The 15,995-nt window shown below is 56.4% G+C and carries 15 protein-coding genes; 2 read left to right on the top strand and 13 right to left on the bottom strand.

All coding sequences use genetic code 11. From position 1 onward, the window contains the following. Nucleotides 1–23: 23 nt before the first annotated feature. The 9 genes from GT003_RS03805 to GT003_RS03765 all read right to left on the bottom strand — a co-directional run bounded on the left by GT003_RS03805 (nt 24) and on the right by GT003_RS03765 (nt 8,685). Entirely contained in the window at nt 24–1,034 is a 1,011-nt protein-coding gene (locus GT003_RS03805) for a 2-oxoacid:acceptor oxidoreductase family protein (protein WP_161694611.1), read from the bottom strand. A gap of 218 nt (nt 1,035–1,252) precedes the next feature. Further along, on the bottom strand, nt 1,253–2,173 hold the full coding sequence (locus GT003_RS03800) for a polysaccharide deacetylase family protein (RefSeq protein ID WP_161694609.1): 921 nt from the start codon (nt 2,171–2,173) through the stop codon (nt 1,253–1,255). Between the two features lie 135 nt (nt 2,174–2,308). Further along, complete coding sequence (locus GT003_RS03795; RefSeq protein ID WP_161694607.1) at nt 2,309–3,337, bottom strand: phosphotransferase; 1,029 nt, start codon at nt 3,335–3,337, stop codon at nt 2,309–2,311. A 22-nt stretch (nt 3,338–3,359) separates the two neighbouring features. Further along, the gene (locus GT003_RS03790) at nt 3,360–4,019 is read right to left on the bottom strand and encodes an MOSC domain-containing protein (protein ID WP_161694605.1); all 660 of its coding nucleotides are present in this window, start codon (nt 4,017–4,019) and stop codon (nt 3,360–3,362) included. A gap of 257 nt (nt 4,020–4,276) precedes the next feature. Next, nucleotides 4,277–5,983, bottom strand: a complete 1,707-nt coding sequence (locus tag GT003_RS03785; protein ID WP_161694603.1) for an amino acid permease — start codon at nt 5,981–5,983, stop codon at nt 4,277–4,279. Nucleotides 5,984–6,140: 157 nt separating this feature from the next. Continuing rightward, the gene (locus GT003_RS03780) at nt 6,141–6,719 is read right to left on the bottom strand and encodes a response regulator (RefSeq protein ID WP_161694601.1); all 579 of its coding nucleotides are present in this window, start codon (nt 6,717–6,719) and stop codon (nt 6,141–6,143) included. A 28-nt stretch (nt 6,720–6,747) separates the two neighbouring features. Next, on the bottom strand, nt 6,748–7,365 hold the full coding sequence (locus GT003_RS03775; protein ID WP_161694599.1) for a DUF3298 and DUF4163 domain-containing protein: 618 nt from the start codon (nt 7,363–7,365) through the stop codon (nt 6,748–6,750). A 76-nt stretch (nt 7,366–7,441) separates the two neighbouring features. After that, nucleotides 7,442–7,957, bottom strand: a complete 516-nt coding sequence (locus tag GT003_RS03770; RefSeq protein WP_239565681.1) for a GNAT family N-acetyltransferase — start codon at nt 7,955–7,957, stop codon at nt 7,442–7,444. Between the two features lie 2 nt (nt 7,958–7,959). Then, a complete protein-coding gene (locus GT003_RS03765) occupies nt 7,960–8,685 on the bottom strand; it encodes a phosphonate ABC transporter ATP-binding protein (protein WP_161694594.1) in 726 nt (241 codons plus the stop codon). A gap of 172 nt (nt 8,686–8,857) precedes the next feature. Between GT003_RS03765 and GT003_RS03760 the strand changes: the two genes are divergently transcribed. Together GT003_RS03760 and GT003_RS03755 are read left to right on the top strand one after the other, a co-directional pair. Further along, nucleotides 8,858–9,079: a hypothetical protein gene (locus GT003_RS03760; RefSeq protein ID WP_161694592.1), complete on the top strand. Its 222-nt coding sequence runs from the start codon at nt 8,858–8,860 to the stop codon at nt 9,077–9,079. 355 nt (nt 9,080–9,434) lie between these two features. Then, complete coding sequence (locus GT003_RS03755) at nt 9,435–10,175, top strand: HAD family hydrolase (protein ID WP_161694590.1); 741 nt, start codon at nt 9,435–9,437, stop codon at nt 10,173–10,175. A 78-nt stretch (nt 10,176–10,253) separates the two neighbouring features. On the opposite strand, the gene GT003_RS03750 is transcribed toward GT003_RS03755, so the two are convergent. From GT003_RS03750 to GT003_RS03735, 4 genes are all read right to left on the bottom strand, one after another. Continuing rightward, the gene (locus GT003_RS03750) at nt 10,254–12,728 is read right to left on the bottom strand and encodes a type IA DNA topoisomerase (RefSeq protein ID WP_161695289.1); all 2,475 of its coding nucleotides are present in this window, start codon (nt 12,726–12,728) and stop codon (nt 10,254–10,256) included. 150 nt (nt 12,729–12,878) lie between these two features. Continuing rightward, on the bottom strand, nt 12,879–14,006 hold the full coding sequence (locus tag GT003_RS03745; RefSeq protein ID WP_161694587.1) for a glucosaminidase domain-containing protein: 1,128 nt from the start codon (nt 14,004–14,006) through the stop codon (nt 12,879–12,881). 55 nt (nt 14,007–14,061) lie between these two features. Further along, entirely contained in the window at nt 14,062–14,379 is a 318-nt protein-coding gene (locus GT003_RS03740) for a hypothetical protein (protein WP_161694585.1), read from the bottom strand. 86 nt (nt 14,380–14,465) lie between these two features. Continuing rightward, nucleotides 14,466–15,953: a glutamate synthase subunit beta gene (locus GT003_RS03735; protein WP_161694583.1), complete on the bottom strand. Its 1,488-nt coding sequence runs from the start codon at nt 15,951–15,953 to the stop codon at nt 14,466–14,468. Nucleotides 15,954–15,995 lie beyond the last annotated feature (42 nt).

Raw genomic sequence — 15,995 nt, 5'->3', positions numbered from 1 at the left:
GTGTGCGGTCAAACACGACGACGTTAATTCGCTGCTGCCCAATTAAACTTATGAGGTACGCGGTGCTCTTCGCCGTAGCCGTCCGTTTCGCGCTCGGACGCGAGCGCTTCTGTCGGACAGGCGACGACGCATTTCAAGCAGCCTTTGCAATATTGATAATCGATGCCCTGCAGGAACATCTGCGGACGTCCCTTCTTGTCCGGCTGTTCCTCCCATACGAAGCAAAAGTCCGGGCAAGCCGTATCGCAGGCCGCGCAATGGATGCACTTCTCTTCGTCGAAGTGCGGCATCATGCCTTGCCTCGAGATGCTGATGTCCTTCAGGACGCTGTTGCCCGGATTGACGATCATGCCGCCGAGCGGCTGCGTCAGGTACCCGAGGGACGGGACATCCCAGCGCGTCGGCTGCGGCATCGCGATTCCTTCGGGAAGCGCGAACGTCTGGAATCGGACTTCGTCGTAGCCGCGCTGGAACGTGCGAAGCGCAGGATCGACGGCCTGCGGATACTTCTTCTCCAGCGATTTGCGGATAATGCCTTTCATATGTTCGAAATCCAGGAAGTCGCAAAGCCGGAACAAGCCTCCCAGCATCGCCATGTTGACGCGGTTGTTTTCTTCGAGCGCAATCCCTGTTGCATCGACGACGGCAAGCGTACCGGCGGAAAGTTTCATCTTATCCTTCAACTGCTCCGATGTTTTGGAGGAGTTGACCAGGACGACGGTGTCTTCGTAGATCCCGCTGATGACGTTAACCGTCTTGGACAGGTTCTCGTGGAACACGCCGACGATATGCGGGCGTTCGACAGGCGTCGTATCGCGGATATTCGTCTCCAAATCGCAGAAACGGATATGCGCCTTAACCGGCGAACCTTTTTTCTCCGAACCGTAAGAAGAGAAGCTCACGCCATTGAAACCGCTTCCAACTACGCCCGCCTCGGCGAGCATTTTTCCCGCTAGATTCGCACCGAGACCGCCGATCGATTCCAGTCGAATTTCAAAGAATCCAAGCTCATTCTGCTTTGGAAGTATTGCCACTTGCTCCACTCCCTTCCCGAATTAACTGAAAACTTTTTATTTTCACAACAGTCAGTATATCATTAGAAAACGATGGCGAATAGCGTTTATTTCCATAACAGCCCCTCGGAAACGGTAATACAGCTTTTTGTCCGCCCGCCTGTGATAGTACAGCTCGTCCGCTTGCAAGGAACAAGGCTGGAACAGTTTCTCCCGCCTTGCCGGTGACCGATCGCCGATTATGGAATTCTATGCTTGCGTTGATGCTGCCGAAGTTCCCGCCAGCCGATTTGGAGAATCCCTTCCTTGCGCAGCGTATCTTGAATCTCCGGATCACGGAATATATCCAGTTCCATGCCTCGCCTCGCCGGTTCGCCGTGAAAGGCCTTCAGTTCGTCCGTTACGAAGGAGGGGTGCAGGACAAGCTCCGTTACGCCCGGCTTCAGCCGCTTCAGAAGCGCGATCATATGCGATTTGAACTGCACGTACGTTTCGGGCGGCGTTGCGCGGAAAGGCAGCCCGACGAGATAATCCAGTACGACGACGCCTTTGCGGGCTGCCGCCTCCGCCTGCTTAAGCGCCAAGCCCGCAAGCTCCGGAGGTGCCGGCATCCCGCTTTCCAACAACAAATAGCGAGGCAGGCGAAACGGCAGGCCGTATTGCGCGCAGACGTCGAACACGTCCCCTAGAAAATCCCGCCCCGTCTGCAAGCCGTATAAGCTGCCCATATGGTTGTCGGCATGCGTAACGTCGATGCCGATCGCGAGCGCCATCTCGATCTGAGCGATCATTTCCTGCCTGACCTGCCCGGCATCGGCGCGGCGTTCGAATGCTTTGGCGTCTTTATGAAAATAGCCTTCCGCGGTCGTGAACGACATTGTCGCGCCGCCGCGGTATACCGGTCCCCACTTCATGGCATCCCATTCGCTCGTGAACGTCAAATGGACCCCGACATCCAAATGACGGCGCGACGCGCTCCACAGCGCCGCTTCCCTTGCCCAGGCGCAGGGCATCATGATCGTGGCGGAAGCAACCGCGCGCGCGTCCAACAACGATTGAATGGCCCGATTGGTCGAATGGCACACGCCAAAATCGTCTGCGTTAATAATCAATAGGCGCTCGTTCGGACCGTAACCGAGCTGCTCGGCCGTGCTTTTCATCCGTTCGTTCCCCTCCTGCTGCGCCTGCGGACGCGAAAGAATCGTGTCAACATCCTGCATAGATTTATATGACAAAAGCCCGGCGAATCATTCTTTGCGCGCAAAGAATGATTCGCCGGGCTCGGCCCGCGGCCCCTAGTCAAGCGGCCGCGCCTCCATAACTCGAAACGCCATATACAATTCCGCGCGTTTTCGTTCCACCCATTCGCAGACGAACGATACCCGGTCAATCTGATGAAGCCACACGTCTGCGGAATCAAGCCCTTCCGACAGCCTCCCCGCAAAATGGAGCCAAACATCCATCATGCGCAGCTGGATCAAATCCGGCAGCAGTCCGATCTCGTCGCTGCCGAGCCGCTGCTTCTCGCCGAATCCGCGGCAGAGGAGCGAGATTCGCTCCAGCGCCTGGGCATCGTCCGCGCTCGGAAATTCCGCGATCATGACAGCTGCCTCCATCGCTCTGACATCGACGGTGCAAAACTCGAAGTCCAGCAGGCCGACGATGAAATCGCCGTCGGCGAGCGCATTCGAGAATACGATGTCGCCGTGAACCCATTGATGCGGCAGCGCCCTGATTCGATCGATTAATGACGTTAATCGCCGCTTCACGAGCAGCAGGCAGTCCACGTTATCCCGCTGTTCCGATGTCAGCGGCAGCTTCGCGCTTAGGGTCCGGATTGCGTCGTCGTCCATCGCCGCATGCGTCTCTTGAAATTCGTAATAAGGCTTGTACAACGGCTGCAAGGCACCGAGCGTATCCAGCTTGGCCAAACAATGGACCAGCTCGCCCGCTGCTCGTCCCAAACCTTCGATATGGGACGGAATCTCTGCCGTCGGCCGATCGCCTGCAATATAGCGGAATACCGCCGCAAGCTTGGCATCCGGCCCTTTCGTAATCGTCATGCCTTCCCTGTTGACTGCCGGGTTAGGGACTTTGAAGGACAGGCCTTCTTCTTGCAGCGTCGACAATATCGCGTGTTCGATGCCTGCGATCGCGCTGTCTCTGTGGTTATCGTATATGCGCAGCACAAATCGCCCGTTCGCGGCATAGATCATCCGGGTCGTATTGTTCATGCCGCTTTCTTCGCGCTCGATCCGCAGCGGCTCCCGAAGCGGATACCGCTTGACGATTGCGGAAAATACGTCGTCTGCCCTCTTCGCCATGGTGACTCGTCGTCCTTCCGATTTAGGCTTCGCTGTCCAGCGCGGCCAACCGTCTGCGCAGCGTATGCTGCCAACTCTCCGACAGCGCATCGACGGTCAGCAGCTTCGCGATCCCGTCGCGCCCTCGCTTGTCCTGATGCATGACCCGGTTGGCTTCAGCTACCGTGATGCCGGCTTCATGCCGCTTGCGAAGTATTAAGGTATCGCCCTGCGCTACTAGTCCCTCTTCCAGCACGCGAAAATAGAATCCGGTAAAGCCGGTTTCCTCGACATCCTGTTGAAGGCTCGGCAGCCCGTGCTTCATGCCGAGTTTGAAGCATGGCTGGCGCGGCTGGCTCACCTGCAGCAGCGCATGTCCGACCGACACCACGTCGCCGATGCAGACGGATTGCTCCGTCAGCGCGGAGACGGTGAAATTTTCGCCGAATGAGGCGGCAATCGCGGGACGTCCCCATTTCTCCGTCCAATAGGGAAAATGCACCTCCGTATAGACGCAAACGGCCTTATCCGCCCCTCCGTGATGAACGGTGTCGCCCTGGGCATCGCCAGGCAGTCCAAGTCGGCCAAGGCGCAGCGCGCCTGCAAACGGCTTCTTGTTGATTCCCGTCGCCACTTCCTTCTTGCCGAACGGTATGAGTTCCACTAAGGAAACATTAAGCGAAACCAGCTTTCCGAGTTCCATTTCCCGATCCTCCTGCAGCCGTTATTACCGAGATTATACGTGATCCGCCTGTTGGCTGGCAAACTTTCATGCGATTTAGCGGGACTTCGGCAGCGAAGCCGTAGGCAGGATGTTACAGTCCGTGTCGAAAGCGCGCTGATTCTGTTATTTCCTGCGTTTACCCGGGAAATGATTTTGGATTGCGACTCATTATTTCCCCTTTTAGAGGCAAACATTTCCCGCGTCCGAACGACTATTTTGGGAAGCTCGAATAATTGCTATTGCGGAAATTTTCTCTCAATTCTGATACATTCGTCCATCGACCGCCTGCCGAAGCGTAAGGATCCGACGATTTTGACCGGCGTCTTGCGGCGCAGGCTGCGCTGTTTTCGTTCGATGCACCAGGCTCCCGCTAATAGACAACCCGCTGCGATCAGAAGCGCAGCCGGTTTCAGCAGCCACAAGGCAAGCAAAGCGCTGCCGGTCAGCCAGCACACGACGACGGCATCGACGGCCGAGGCGTATTTCCCAAGCTCCCAGGGTCCTCTCAGCTTCGAACGTTTTCGAATCCCGGAGCTCGCCTTCCGGGCGTCTGATTCCTGAAGCGTTTCCCGCAGTCTCCCGGCGATCGGAATCGCCAAGGCGGCGTGCATAGCGATGACGCTTAGCAGCACGAGCTGCATGACCATTGTAAGCAGCGAAGATGCGGGTACGGTCATAACGAAGAACGTCGCGATCACGCCGGCTGCCGCTGCCAAGGCAAGCACAGCCCGGATTGGCACGCGATAATCAACTGAGACGACGGACAGCTTGCCCGCGAACGGAATCGATTCGTCGCGCGCCATCGCGAAGAGCGTCCGCGATCCGGCTGCCATCGTCGACGAACCGTTCATCCATACGGGAACGATCGCGAGCAGGAAGAAGCACAGCGTGCTTGCGTCTCCCCATCGCCCCCAGACGTCCACCAGCCAATCGCCGAGCGCGGGAAGAGCGCGCAAGCCTTCCGATCCGACGCGCGCATGCAGCAGGATGAACGCGAACAGGACGAAGCCGAGAATCGAAAGCCCGGCAGTGGACAAATAAATCGACCACGGCAGCGCGATGCGCGGATCTCTCGTCTCTTCCCCGGCCTGAGCCGCGTCGCCGATGCCGAGGAACAGCCGCTGCAGGAGCAGCAGTCCCAGAACCGCGGACGTCTCCCCTCCGCCTGCGCCATTCACCGAATTCCAAAAGTCCGCTGTATAACCCAGAATCTGAAACGGATACAGCCCCGGCCATGCGATTGTCACAAGGATCACGAGGATCGCGGCCAGAAGCGCCACCTGAAACCCTGCCGACCAGGACATCAGCCGGCCCAAAACACGACCGGTCCTGGCATTGGCCGCTGCCTGCGTGATGAACAGCGTGACCAGCACAAGATAAAAAAAGCCCGAGCTTCCGGTATAGCCCCATAGCCGCTGAAGCGTCCGGCAGAACCAGTCCGCGAGCCAGATGTTCGTCGTTGCCAGCAGGAGCACCGAGCCGGCCGCATGAAGCCAGCCGGACCATAAGCCGGACCGCCTGCCTCCCGTCGCAAGCGACCAGTGGTAGCAGCCTCCCGCCGTCGGAATCGCCGAAGCGAACGCAGCCACGGAGCAGGCCGTCAAGAGGCCGAACAGCCCGAGAATCGGCCATCCGATGCCAATGACCGCTGGTCCCCCGGCCGCAACCGCCGGACCGAGCAGGAAAATAGCGCCTCCGATCAACGGCAAGGACGAAAACGATAATCCGAACGTCGATAACCCGCCCATATGACGGGTCAGCTGCTGCGCGAAGCCGAACCCGTTCAAATCATGCTTGTCTCGCATATAGCGTACATAAGCCGTATGCTGGCGCAGCGGTTGATGCAGCGAGAGCATCGCGTTGCGCTCCGCCTCCCTGGCCAATAAGAGCGACAATGCGCAAACGGCGGCAAATATCGCGCATCCGATCCACAGCCAAACCATGCCAGCACCCCCCACACTTGACTTTATGAAGCCTTCGTTCCCGTCAGCACAAGCAAGCTGTCCACGCGGCCGAATACTGCCCGAGCGTTCGAAAAGCAAAAAATCCGCCGGCAAGTTCTCAGCCAGCGGATCACAAGATTCTCCTAGACGACTGCAATCATGAACCTTCGCTATTCTTGTATTTCACCGTATCCCGGCAGTTTATAACATGCGCTTTCACGATTTCCAGATCGAACGGCTTCGTAAAAAACGTCCCGGCCCCGAAATGCTCGGCCATTGCCCTCAAGCCGGGCTCGACGGATCCGGTCATGAACGCAACCTCTACGCGCGCGTTAAGCGATCGGATCGATTTAAGCGCCTCCATGCCGTTCAAGCCCGGCATATTCATGTCCAACAGCACAAGATCGATGGAGTGCTCTTGTACGGCCGTAACGGCATCGATGCCGTTCGCGGCTTCGATGACCAGAATTCCGTCCTGCTGGAGCATCTCGCTCAGCATCGCACGGATCAAGGGTTGGTCATCCGCGATTAACACGGTATATCCGGCTGCCGCTTCCGCTGCGCGTTCAGCCTTTGCATGCTGACCGGTCGACGTTAGTACGTTATCCGGCCCGTGCTGCTTTGGCGGTATAGCGGCGTGCATGACGATGGACGGCTTATTCTTCTCTCGCTGCCGCCGCTTGACGACGATGAGGATAGCCGCGCAAACGAGCAGCAGTATAAGCGCATAAATCATGGCTGACTCCTTTATGACGATGGGTGGGTTAGTCGTTCACGTCCATTCGGCCGAGCGGTCCGCCCGGATTCACGATATCGCTCAGCTCGTAAACGGATATCGGAAAGTACGGAAAACCGAAAGCATAAGGCGTAATCTCGTACAGCGCGAAATACAGGACGAGCGAACGGTCGGCAATATAGAACGGCTGATCGGGACGGATCGACTTGAACGGCTCGAACGTCTCGATCTGTCTGGCCGCGATTTGGGCGCGCACCAGATCCGAGAGCCGCTTCATGTAATCGCTGCCTGGCTTGAACAGCTCCGCGAGCGTGTACGATTTGCCCGTCTTCATGTCGAAGGTGAGGGACTCCTGCAGGGTCAGCCCATGCGCGCCGCCCGTATACGCATAGTTGAAGACCGAAAGACTGAGTACGTTCTTCTCGTTCGTTTTCGTCTCGAAATAGCCGATCATTTCCGCTCTCGGGTCGGAAAGCGAGCCTTGGTCATGGACGAGGCTGCGTTCGGTTTGGCGGATTTTATCGTTGATGGCGCTGCGCGCCGACGCATTCTGAAGTCCGCCGACGACCGGAACGTACAGTTCGGCTTTCGGGAACGTCACGCGCGAACTTTGAATGACGGCCGGACTTTGAAAATGGAAAGCCATACGGAACACCTGCCTATTTAGGTTGATGCTCCATTCTATGCCGCAGGTACGTTTCCATTGCTATCGGTTTTAACCGTCACCCCGGTTCATTCAACCGCAGCTTCATCTCATGCCATTGCAGGCCGCCATGCTCCGACGCCGAAAGTCCCTCGCACTCGAAACCGAGCCGTTCATAGAATTCGATCAAATGCTCCTCGCACATCAGAACGACCAGCTCGAGTCCGGCGGCGCTTGCTTGGCCGATCAAGGCTTCCATAAGAGCTCCCCCGACGCCATGCCCTCGATGCTGCCGGGCGACGGCCACGGACAGCACGCACAGATGCCGACCGTTCGGATCGGAGCCGTGCGCGCTCTTCACCTCGTCGGACCCGCAGCTGCTGTCCGCCGTGCGCACGCCGCAGGCGAGACCGATCAATTCCCCGTTCCGCCAAGCGGACCAAAAATAGCCCGGGAAATGCTGCTGACGGAACGTAAACGCTTCCCGGGTCGCCGCCGCTTCGAGCGGATAACAAGCCAGCTCCAGCTCATGGGCGGTCTGAAGCTCGTCCGAGCGAATCATGCGGAGCTCGTACGGGTAACCGGATTCATTCATCTTCACAGCAGGTTCTTCTCCCGCTCCGTCATTCTTCTGCCCTTGATATCGAGCACGACCGCGCCGTTATTCAGCCCGATGATGCGGTCCGCGAAACGCTCCGCCCAATCTCCCTGATGCATGACCGCCACGACGGAGACGCCCTGGATCCGGCACATCCGCTTCAAGTCGGAGAGCACCTGCTCGGCGGCATGCGGATCAAGGCCCGATACCGGCTCATCCGCCAGCAGCGTCTTGGCGCCGTGCGCCAGCGCCCTCGCCATTCCGATCCGCTGCTTCTCGCCGCCGCTCAGCTTGTCGCCCTTCTGATGGGCTTTGTCCAACAGTCCCATTTTCTCGATCATATCCATCGCGCCCATGTAATCGTCGTTGCGCATCATTCCGGTTACCCTTCGCCATAACGGCGTCTGTCCGACCGCTCCGATGATAACGTTCTTCAGCGCCGTCTTGTTGCCGTACAGCGTCGGCTTCTCTTCCAAATAAGCAATCTCGCGGCGTACCTTCAAACGGCCGGAGATGCCCTTGGCGAAGATATCGACGCCGTCCACGATGTATTTGCCCTCGGTCCATTTCTCGCGCAGCGCCAGACATTTCAGCAGCATGGATTTGCCGCTTCCGCTCGCGCCCTTGATGGCGATGAATTCGCCCGGTTCTATAGTGAAGCTCACGTCGGAGAGGACCTTGGGTCCGCCCGGAATTTGTTTTGACAATTGCGTTACTCTGATCATGACTGGGGCTCCTTATCCGCTTAGACGTTCTACTTCGCAACCTGGGGATGAAATCCCTATCAATCTAGTGTAAGGGAAAAAAATAATAGTTTCCATACGAACAAATGTTTGCTATAATAAAAACAAGAACAAACGTTCTAATCTCTCGCTGACCGTAAGGAGGCTGACCATCATGACAAACTGTGAAAACTACCGATTTATTGAGACGCATCGACCATTCCGGGATTTGACCTTCAAGTTCTATTCCAACGGCTCGCTGACCATTATCGACAACAGTGCGGATACGGTCATCAGCCCCCGAGAATTGAAAGGCGCAAGCTACGATTTCTACGTCAAACGGAGACTCGCATTCATTAAACAAGATCTTGCAGCCAAGATGAATAAATATGCTTAATCATGCTATGTCCCCCGGCGTCTCTATAAGGCGGCCGCATTTCTCCGGAACTGCGGCGCCATCATAGAGACCTTTCTTCGTTTTACTATTGGGCCGTCCTACGGCTGTTTATTAATGCCGTTTAAGCTTGCCGGTCTGTTCGCCTCTTTCTCCGGCTTGAGACTCCCGTCATTTCCCTTTGCCTCGGAACCGTTAGCGCGATTCCGTTTGCTGTTTTTGTTCATCGCCATTCGCTCACCACCTCCGGTTACAGTATTTGTAAACCGCGCCAGCTGTATACGATTTGACTGCGAATCCCAAGATGAGGTAGATTGTAGCTACAGCGAAATCATCTGGGGAAGGAGCCGTGCCTAAGATGAAACAAACCATTCTATTCGATCTCGATGATACGCTTATTTACTGCAACAAGTACTTCTTCTTCGTCATTGAACAGTTCTCGGACAGCATGATGGACTGGTTCAACGGCTATGGAATAACGAGAATGGAGATCACCGACAAACAGACCGAAATCGACATAGCCGGCGTTCATATCGACGGGTTCAAGAGCGACCATTTTCCGCAGTCGTTCGTTGAAACCTATCGCCATTTCTCCAATCTATTCGGACGCTCCCCTTCTGTCGTGGAGGAGGATTTTCTGTGGAAGCTCGGACGCAGCGTCTATGAATTCGATGCGGAGCCTTATCCATTTATGGAGGAAACCTTATTCGAGCTGGCCGACCAGGGCCATGAGCTGCATCTCTATACGGGCGGCGAGCTGCTTATCCAAACCAAGAAAATTCAACATATGCAGCTGGAGCGTTATTTCGGTCCGCGCATCTATGTTCGCTCCAAGAAGAACACGGAAGCGATGGAGGGGATTTTGCAGGAAGGCAAATTCCACCGGCCCACGACGTGGATGATCGGCAACTCGCTCCGTACGGATGTCATTCCCGCATTGACGACAGGCATCAACGCCATTCACATGAAGACCGACTCGGAATGGATCTACAACATTGTCGGCATCGACGTTGAACCGAAGGGCGCGTTCCTGACGTTGAATCAGCTCTCCGAGATTCCGGAGAGCATCCGGAATTATGTCACGCAGCGACCGCAATAAATCGAATAAACCTAAAACAGGCTTGACTGCTGAAAGAGCGCATCGCGCTTCCCAGAGTCAAGCCTGTTTTGACGTTCGTTACGTTTCCGGCTGAAAGGCAACCGCCCCGGTGGCGGCATTCGTCAACCGCCACTTACCTGAGACTGTCGTGCCGTTCTCCAGCTTGAGCGTCGATTTGCGCGTTTCGCCGTTCTGTGCCAAAGCCTTCGCCATGGTAGACGTGATGGCTTTTCCCTGCTGTTCCTTCCAGATGACGAAGCTGCAGCCTTCTCTGAATCGCAGACAGCCGTAACCCCGTTTGCCCTCAACGATTTGACCGCCGCAGCCTGGTCGCGGGCAGGCTGCAATCGCGCCTCTCGCGGCTGCCGCTTCGCCCGAAGCCGGCTTCGGAATCGGACGTTCAGCCATAATCGTCGAAGCCTTGGCTGCGGACGATGCAGCGGTTCGCGCGGCGGCATTGACGGGACTGCTCTCCGAACGCTTCGTTCCTCTAACGCTCGCGGCTTTTGTTGAAGCGCTCGCGGAACGGCTCCCTCTCGAGGCCGTCGATGCGCTCGATTTATCGGCAGTCCGGCTGCGTCCCCCGCCTCGTCCGGCTGCAGCGCCTTCCTTGGTCGTCGAGGACTTGGCTCCGCGCCCTTTGCCTTTCGCCGCGCCTTTGCCGGAGCGCTCCGGCTCGTCGAATAGATTGGCTGCCGCCGGCTGCTGCTGTTTCACTTTGTCGACGATCATCTCGGCAAACTGCTTCACCTTGGCGATAAATTGTTCGTCCGAAGCCTCGCCTTTCGAGATTTGGTGGAGGCGCTGCTCCCATCGGCCGGTCATTTCCGGCGAAGCCAGAAGCTCTACGCCCGCGCCCCGTATCAGCTCGATCGCCGTGCAGCCCTTGATCGTAATGTCCAGCCGCTTGCCGGCCGACGTAATATAGCCGACCTGCTTCAGTCGTTCGATGGTAGCCGCGCGTGTCGCCGGCGTTCCGAGGCCGGTCTGCTTCATCGCATCGCGCAATTCCTCGTCCTCGATCGCCTTGCCCGCGCTCTCCATCGCCTTCAGGAGCGTTCCTTCCGTATACGGTTTCGGCGGCTTCGTTTCTTTCTCGATCGCGGCGGCGGAATCGCAATGAACCGGCAGCTCGGCATCCACGAAGAACGGCCGGTCGGTCTCGACCAAGTCGTCCTCTCCCTCATCCGAAGACGAAGCGTCCGCGGACGGCTTCTTGCCTTTCCCTTTTGCTTTCGACGCGCCGTTGTCGGCATTATCCAGCACGATGCGCCAGCCGATCTCCAGCTGTTCCTTGGCTCGCGTCCGAAACTGCTCGCCCTCCACCTCCGTGATGACTTCGTGGTTGTTGTAGACCGCAGGCGGATAATAATGCGACAGGAAGCGCCGCACGATCATATCGTAAATGTTCTGTTCTTCCGTGCTCAGCGCGCCAGGCTTCTTCGGCGTCGGCAGGATGGCATGATGATCCTCGACCTTGGCGGGATTGCATACCGCGCGGTTTCCCTTATGGACGCGGCCGCGGTCCGCACCGTTGGCAAGATCCGCGTATGAAGTGCCTTTCAGCATTTGCAGCACGCTGCCCATGACGGGAATATTCTCCTCCGTCACGTAGTTGGAGCTCGTACGCGGGTACGTAATGACTTTATGCTTCTCGTACAGCGCCTGCGCGATATCCAGCGTCTTCTTGGCCGGATAGCCGTATCTGCCGTTCGCCTCGCGCTGCAGCAGCGTCAAATCGTATAACCGGTAGGGATATTCCTTGGATTCGTTCACGTCGTAGCTTAGAATCCGGCCCGGCTCGTCGTTCAATTTGGCTGCCAGCTTCTCCGCTTCTTCGCGCTTGGTGATCCGATCTCCCTGCCAAATCCCCTTGTATCCGAAATCCAGCTGGCTGAATGCCGCCTGCACGATAAAGAAGGTCTCGCTGTCAAAGGCCGTGATTTCCTTGTGACGATCATACAGCAGCGCAAGTACCGGCGTTTGCACGCGTCCGACGGACAAGAGCGCTTTGTGACGGATCGTAAACGCGCGCGAGGCATTCATGCCGACCAGCCAGTCCGCTTCGCTTCTAGCGCGCGCAGCACGCGTTAAAGCATCGTAATCCGTATCGCTACGCAGGCCTTCGAAGCCGCGGCGGATCGTCTCGGGCGTCAGGTCCGAGATCCACAGCCGGTCCGTCGGCTGCGGCAGCTTCAAATACTGCCTGATCAGATGGAAAATCAGCTGGCCTTCTCGCCCGGCATCGCATGCATTGACCAGCCGGCCGCATCGCTTGGAAAGCTCGCCGATCATCGACAATTGGTCCTTCGTTCTCGCATTGGGCCACAGCTTGAACCGATCGGGGATAATCGGCAGATCGGCTGCATTCCAGCGTTTGTACTTCGGATCGTATTGATCCGGTTCTGCCAAGCTGACCAAATGCCCGATCGCCCAGGTAATAATATAATTCTCGCCCTCGAGGTAGGTTCGTTTGTTCTGTGCCCGAGGCTCCACAACGGCAGCGATCGTCCGGCCCATATCGGGTTTTTCCGCAATGATTAAAGTTTTCAGGACCATCCCTCTTCTTTTCCGGTCTTTGCTGTTTTTATTTCTGGTTGTTGCTGATCGTTTGATTCTTTACTGATTTTTCATTGCTTTTTTCTCTACTGCTGTTCGTTCACTGCTGTTCGTTCATGGTGTTTGTTTCTTGATATTTATGTTTTACTGTTTCTTGTCCGTCATAATTTGCGCAGCCATCGATTTCAGGATGCTGTTCACGCCGGTCGACCAGTTTACGTCCTCCGCGTATTCGCGGTTGATCCATTGTACCGCGTCTACGCCGGCCGGTCGTTCAAAGCTTAGGCGGTTAATCGTATTGCCTGCGATGCGCGCCGACTCGTCTATGTTCGTATTGAACGCTTTCCAACTATAGAACACATTAAACGGATTATTGGCGATCTTCCGGGCATTCTTGGCCGTTCTCGGAACGAAGCCCTGTTCTTGACCCGTAATGGCAAAGAGCAGCAGCGGATGGATGTCATGCTCCTTGGCAGCCTTGATAATGGCGCTTAAGTAAGGTTCTTCGGCCAACAGCGACGATTTGACGCGCAAATAACGAACGAGCCGGCTGCGGTCGACTTCTACAAAACGCAATTGCTCCGGCAGCGCATTCTTCTGCTTCATCAGCGAGGGAACCGGCATAGGCCGTTGGATCGTCGTGGGAGCAAGCGGTACGTTCGCAGCCGGCTTGGGATGCAGGAGCTGCCAACCGTAAATAAGCGTTGCCCCTGACAATACGAGAGACATGCCCAAGTAAACAGCTATGCTTAAGCGACGCTGTTTGACCGGATGTCTCTTCGCCCGGTTGGACGTCATTCTCCAGCTTCGCCCTTCTCTCCCGGCGCCCTCGCGCGATCCGACTGCGCCGATAAGCGCGTCCCAAGCGGATACGCCAAGCCCGGGGGCAACGGCAATTCGCCGCCCTTCTTCGACGGCTTCGCGAAATAACCGGAGGTCGATATCGGCTTCCAAAACTTTTTCAGCCCATTTATGTAGGGGGGTCAGCACTTCCGGCCGTACGGCATCCAGCTTCATGCATGCTTCGAAAATATGGGATTTGCTTACGGGCATTCCCCTCGCGGCGACGACATCCCGCAGCAGCGCACGCATGACCTGCTGCTTTAGTTCCAACGGAAGCTCGGGCAATTGACGTAGCACGATACGCTGCATCGCATCCGCCAAGATTTCGGCTCGCCGCTCCTTCGGCAGGTCAGCGTGTTTATGCTGGACATAATGACGGATTTTATGAATCTCGGCCCTCGTTAAGACGCCTGCTGCATGGCTGTACAAGACATCGCCTCCTGAACACCAAAGCTATCAGGAACATTTTACCACAGCCAGTCTCTTATTGGGCCGCTAGATTTGCGATGGCCGCTTGCATGGTTTCACTTTCGATATACGTTCGAATTTGCTCCTTCTCGTCGCTCGTAAATTGAAACTCGCAATCCGTGCCTTCATCGAGCGGAACAATCTGCGCGATGGCACCGCCATGGGTGCAAATCACGAGCACCGTCAAATCGGTCAGCTCCATGGGCACCGGCGTGGTCTCGTTGACTTCGATTGCAAGCTCGATGTCGATCCACTGGTTGTCGCGCCGCTCCATTCGAGGCCGGAAGGAGACGAACGTTAACTGCGTGATCGTATCGGAACCATATTGTATCATGAATGAAACCTCTCCTCGCTTCGGACTGCTAACGAAACAAAAAGCGCCCGAAGGCGCTTTGATAATTAATATGGCGAAGAATCTGTTTACGGAAGCATCGAAGTGCCCATCAGGTAACGGTCCACTTCACGCGCCGCCTCGCGGCCTTCATTGATCGCCCAGACGACCAAGCTTTGTCCGCGGCGCATATCTCCGGCTGCGAAAACTTTCTCAACGCTTGTTTGATACTTGCCATAAGCCGCTTTGACGTTGGAACGGCGGTCTTGTTCCAAGCCGAGCTTCTGAATCAGCGTATTCTCGGGTCCTTCGAATCCGACCGCGATCATGACGAGATCAGCCGGCCATACTTTCTCCGTGCCCGGAATTTCCTTGTAAACCTTACGGCCGGTTTCGTCCACTGTACGTTCGATCTGAACCGTATGCAGCTCTTTCAAGTTGCCTTCGCTGTCGCCTACGAATTTCTTCGTGAGCACGGAGAATGCACGCGGATCCTCGCCGTACAACGCGCGCGCCTCTTCTTGCGCATAATCGAGCGTATAAACGTTCGGGAATTGCGGCCATGGATTCTTGTCGTTGTCTCGCTTCAACGGCGCTTTGGCATGCGTGCCGAATTGCGTGATGGACTTACAGCCATGACGAAGCGCCGTCGCAACGCAGTCCGTACCCGTGTCGCCGCCGCCGATAACGATGACGTCCTTGCCTTCTGCGTTGATGTAATTGCCATCCGTCAGATTGGAATCGAGGTAGCTCTTGATCGTGCCGTTCAAATAATCCATGGCCATGTGAACGCCCTTCAGATCGCGGCCTTCGATTTCAACGTCGCGCGCTTTCGTGGCGCCGCCGCAAAGCACGACGGCATCAAACTCGTTCATCAATTGCTCCGCGGGAACGTTCGTGCCGACTTCCGCATTCGTTACGAACGTAATGCCTTCCGCTTCCAGCAGATCGACGCGGCGCTGAACGACGTGTTTCTCCAGCTTCATCGTCGGAATGCCGTACGTAAGCAGTCCGCCGATACGGTCGGCGCGTTCATATACGGTTACCGTGTGACCGGCTTTATTAAGCTGCGCCGCGGCAGCAAGACCAGCAGGTCCGGAACCGACGACGGCAACCTTCTTGCCCGTGCGCATGAGAGGCGGCTGCGGTACGACCCAGCCTTCTTCGAAGCCCTTATCGATAATGGCGGATTCGATCGTCTTGATCGTCACGGCATCGCCGATCAAACCGACGGTACAAGAGCCTTCGCAAGGCGCCGGGCATACGCGTCCGGTGAATTCCGGGAAATTGTTCGTTTTGTGCAAACGATCAAGCGCTTCGCGCCACAATCCGCGATAGATCAGATTATTCCATTCCGGGATCAGGTTGTTGACCGGGCAGCCCGATGTGCCGCCAGTCATTTCAATACCTGTATGGCAGTATGGCGTGCCGCAATCCATGCAGCGTGCGCCTTGCGTTCTTAGTTGATCTTCGTTGAAATGTTTATGAAATTCATTCCAATCCTTAATCCGTTCGAGCGGATCACGATCAGCTGGCAATTCACGTTTGTAGTCCATAAATCCAGTAGGTGTAGACATGATTGCTTCCTCCATCCATTATCCCATTGCCGAATGCACGTA

The sequence above is a fragment of the Paenibacillus sacheonensis genome (genome assembly GCF_009909195.1).
Lineage (GTDB): Bacteria > Bacillota > Bacilli > Paenibacillales > Paenibacillaceae > Paenibacillus_Z > Paenibacillus_Z sacheonensis.
Note: the sequence above shows the minus strand (reverse complement) of the source record. Positions and strands in the feature narration are given on the sequence as shown.

Excerpts from the sequence above, each read along its gene's own strand:
- GT003_RS03800 (WP_161694609.1), bottom strand. The coding sequence starts at position 2,173 with ATGAAAAGCACGGCCGAGCAGCTCGGTTACGGTCCGAACGAGCGCCTA.
- GT003_RS03795 (WP_161694607.1), bottom strand. The coding sequence starts at position 3,337 with ATGGCGAAGAGGGCAGACGACGTATTTTCCGCAATCGTCAAGCGGTAT.
- GT003_RS03790 (WP_161694605.1), bottom strand. The coding sequence starts at position 4,019 with ATGGAACTCGGAAAGCTGGTTTCGCTTAATGTTTCCTTAGTGGAACTC.
- GT003_RS03785 (WP_161694603.1), bottom strand. The coding sequence starts at position 5,983 with ATGGTTTGGCTGTGGATCGGATGCGCGATATTTGCCGCCGTTTGCGCA.
- GT003_RS03780 (WP_161694601.1), bottom strand. The coding sequence starts at position 6,719 with ATGATTTATGCGCTTATACTGCTGCTCGTTTGCGCGGCTATCCTCATC.
- GT003_RS03775 (WP_161694599.1), bottom strand. The coding sequence starts at position 7,365 with ATGGCTTTCCATTTTCAAAGTCCGGCCGTCATTCAAAGTTCGCGCGTG.
- GT003_RS03770 (WP_239565681.1), bottom strand. The coding sequence starts at position 7,957 with ATGAATGAATCCGGTTACCCGTACGAGCTCCGCATGATTCGCTCGGAC.
- GT003_RS03765 (WP_161694594.1), bottom strand. The coding sequence starts at position 8,685 with ATGATCAGAGTAACGCAATTGTCAAAACAAATTCCGGGCGGACCCAAG.
- GT003_RS03760 (WP_161694592.1), top strand. The coding sequence starts at position 8,858 with ATGACAAACTGTGAAAACTACCGATTTATTGAGACGCATCGACCATTC.
- GT003_RS03755 (WP_161694590.1), top strand. The coding sequence starts at position 9,435 with ATGAAACAAACCATTCTATTCGATCTCGATGATACGCTTATTTACTGC.
- GT003_RS03740 (WP_161694585.1), bottom strand. The coding sequence starts at position 14,379 with ATGATACAATATGGTTCCGATACGATCACGCAGTTAACGTTCGTCTCC.
- GT003_RS03735 (WP_161694583.1), bottom strand. The coding sequence starts at position 15,953 with ATGTCTACACCTACTGGATTTATGGACTACAAACGTGAATTGCCAGCT.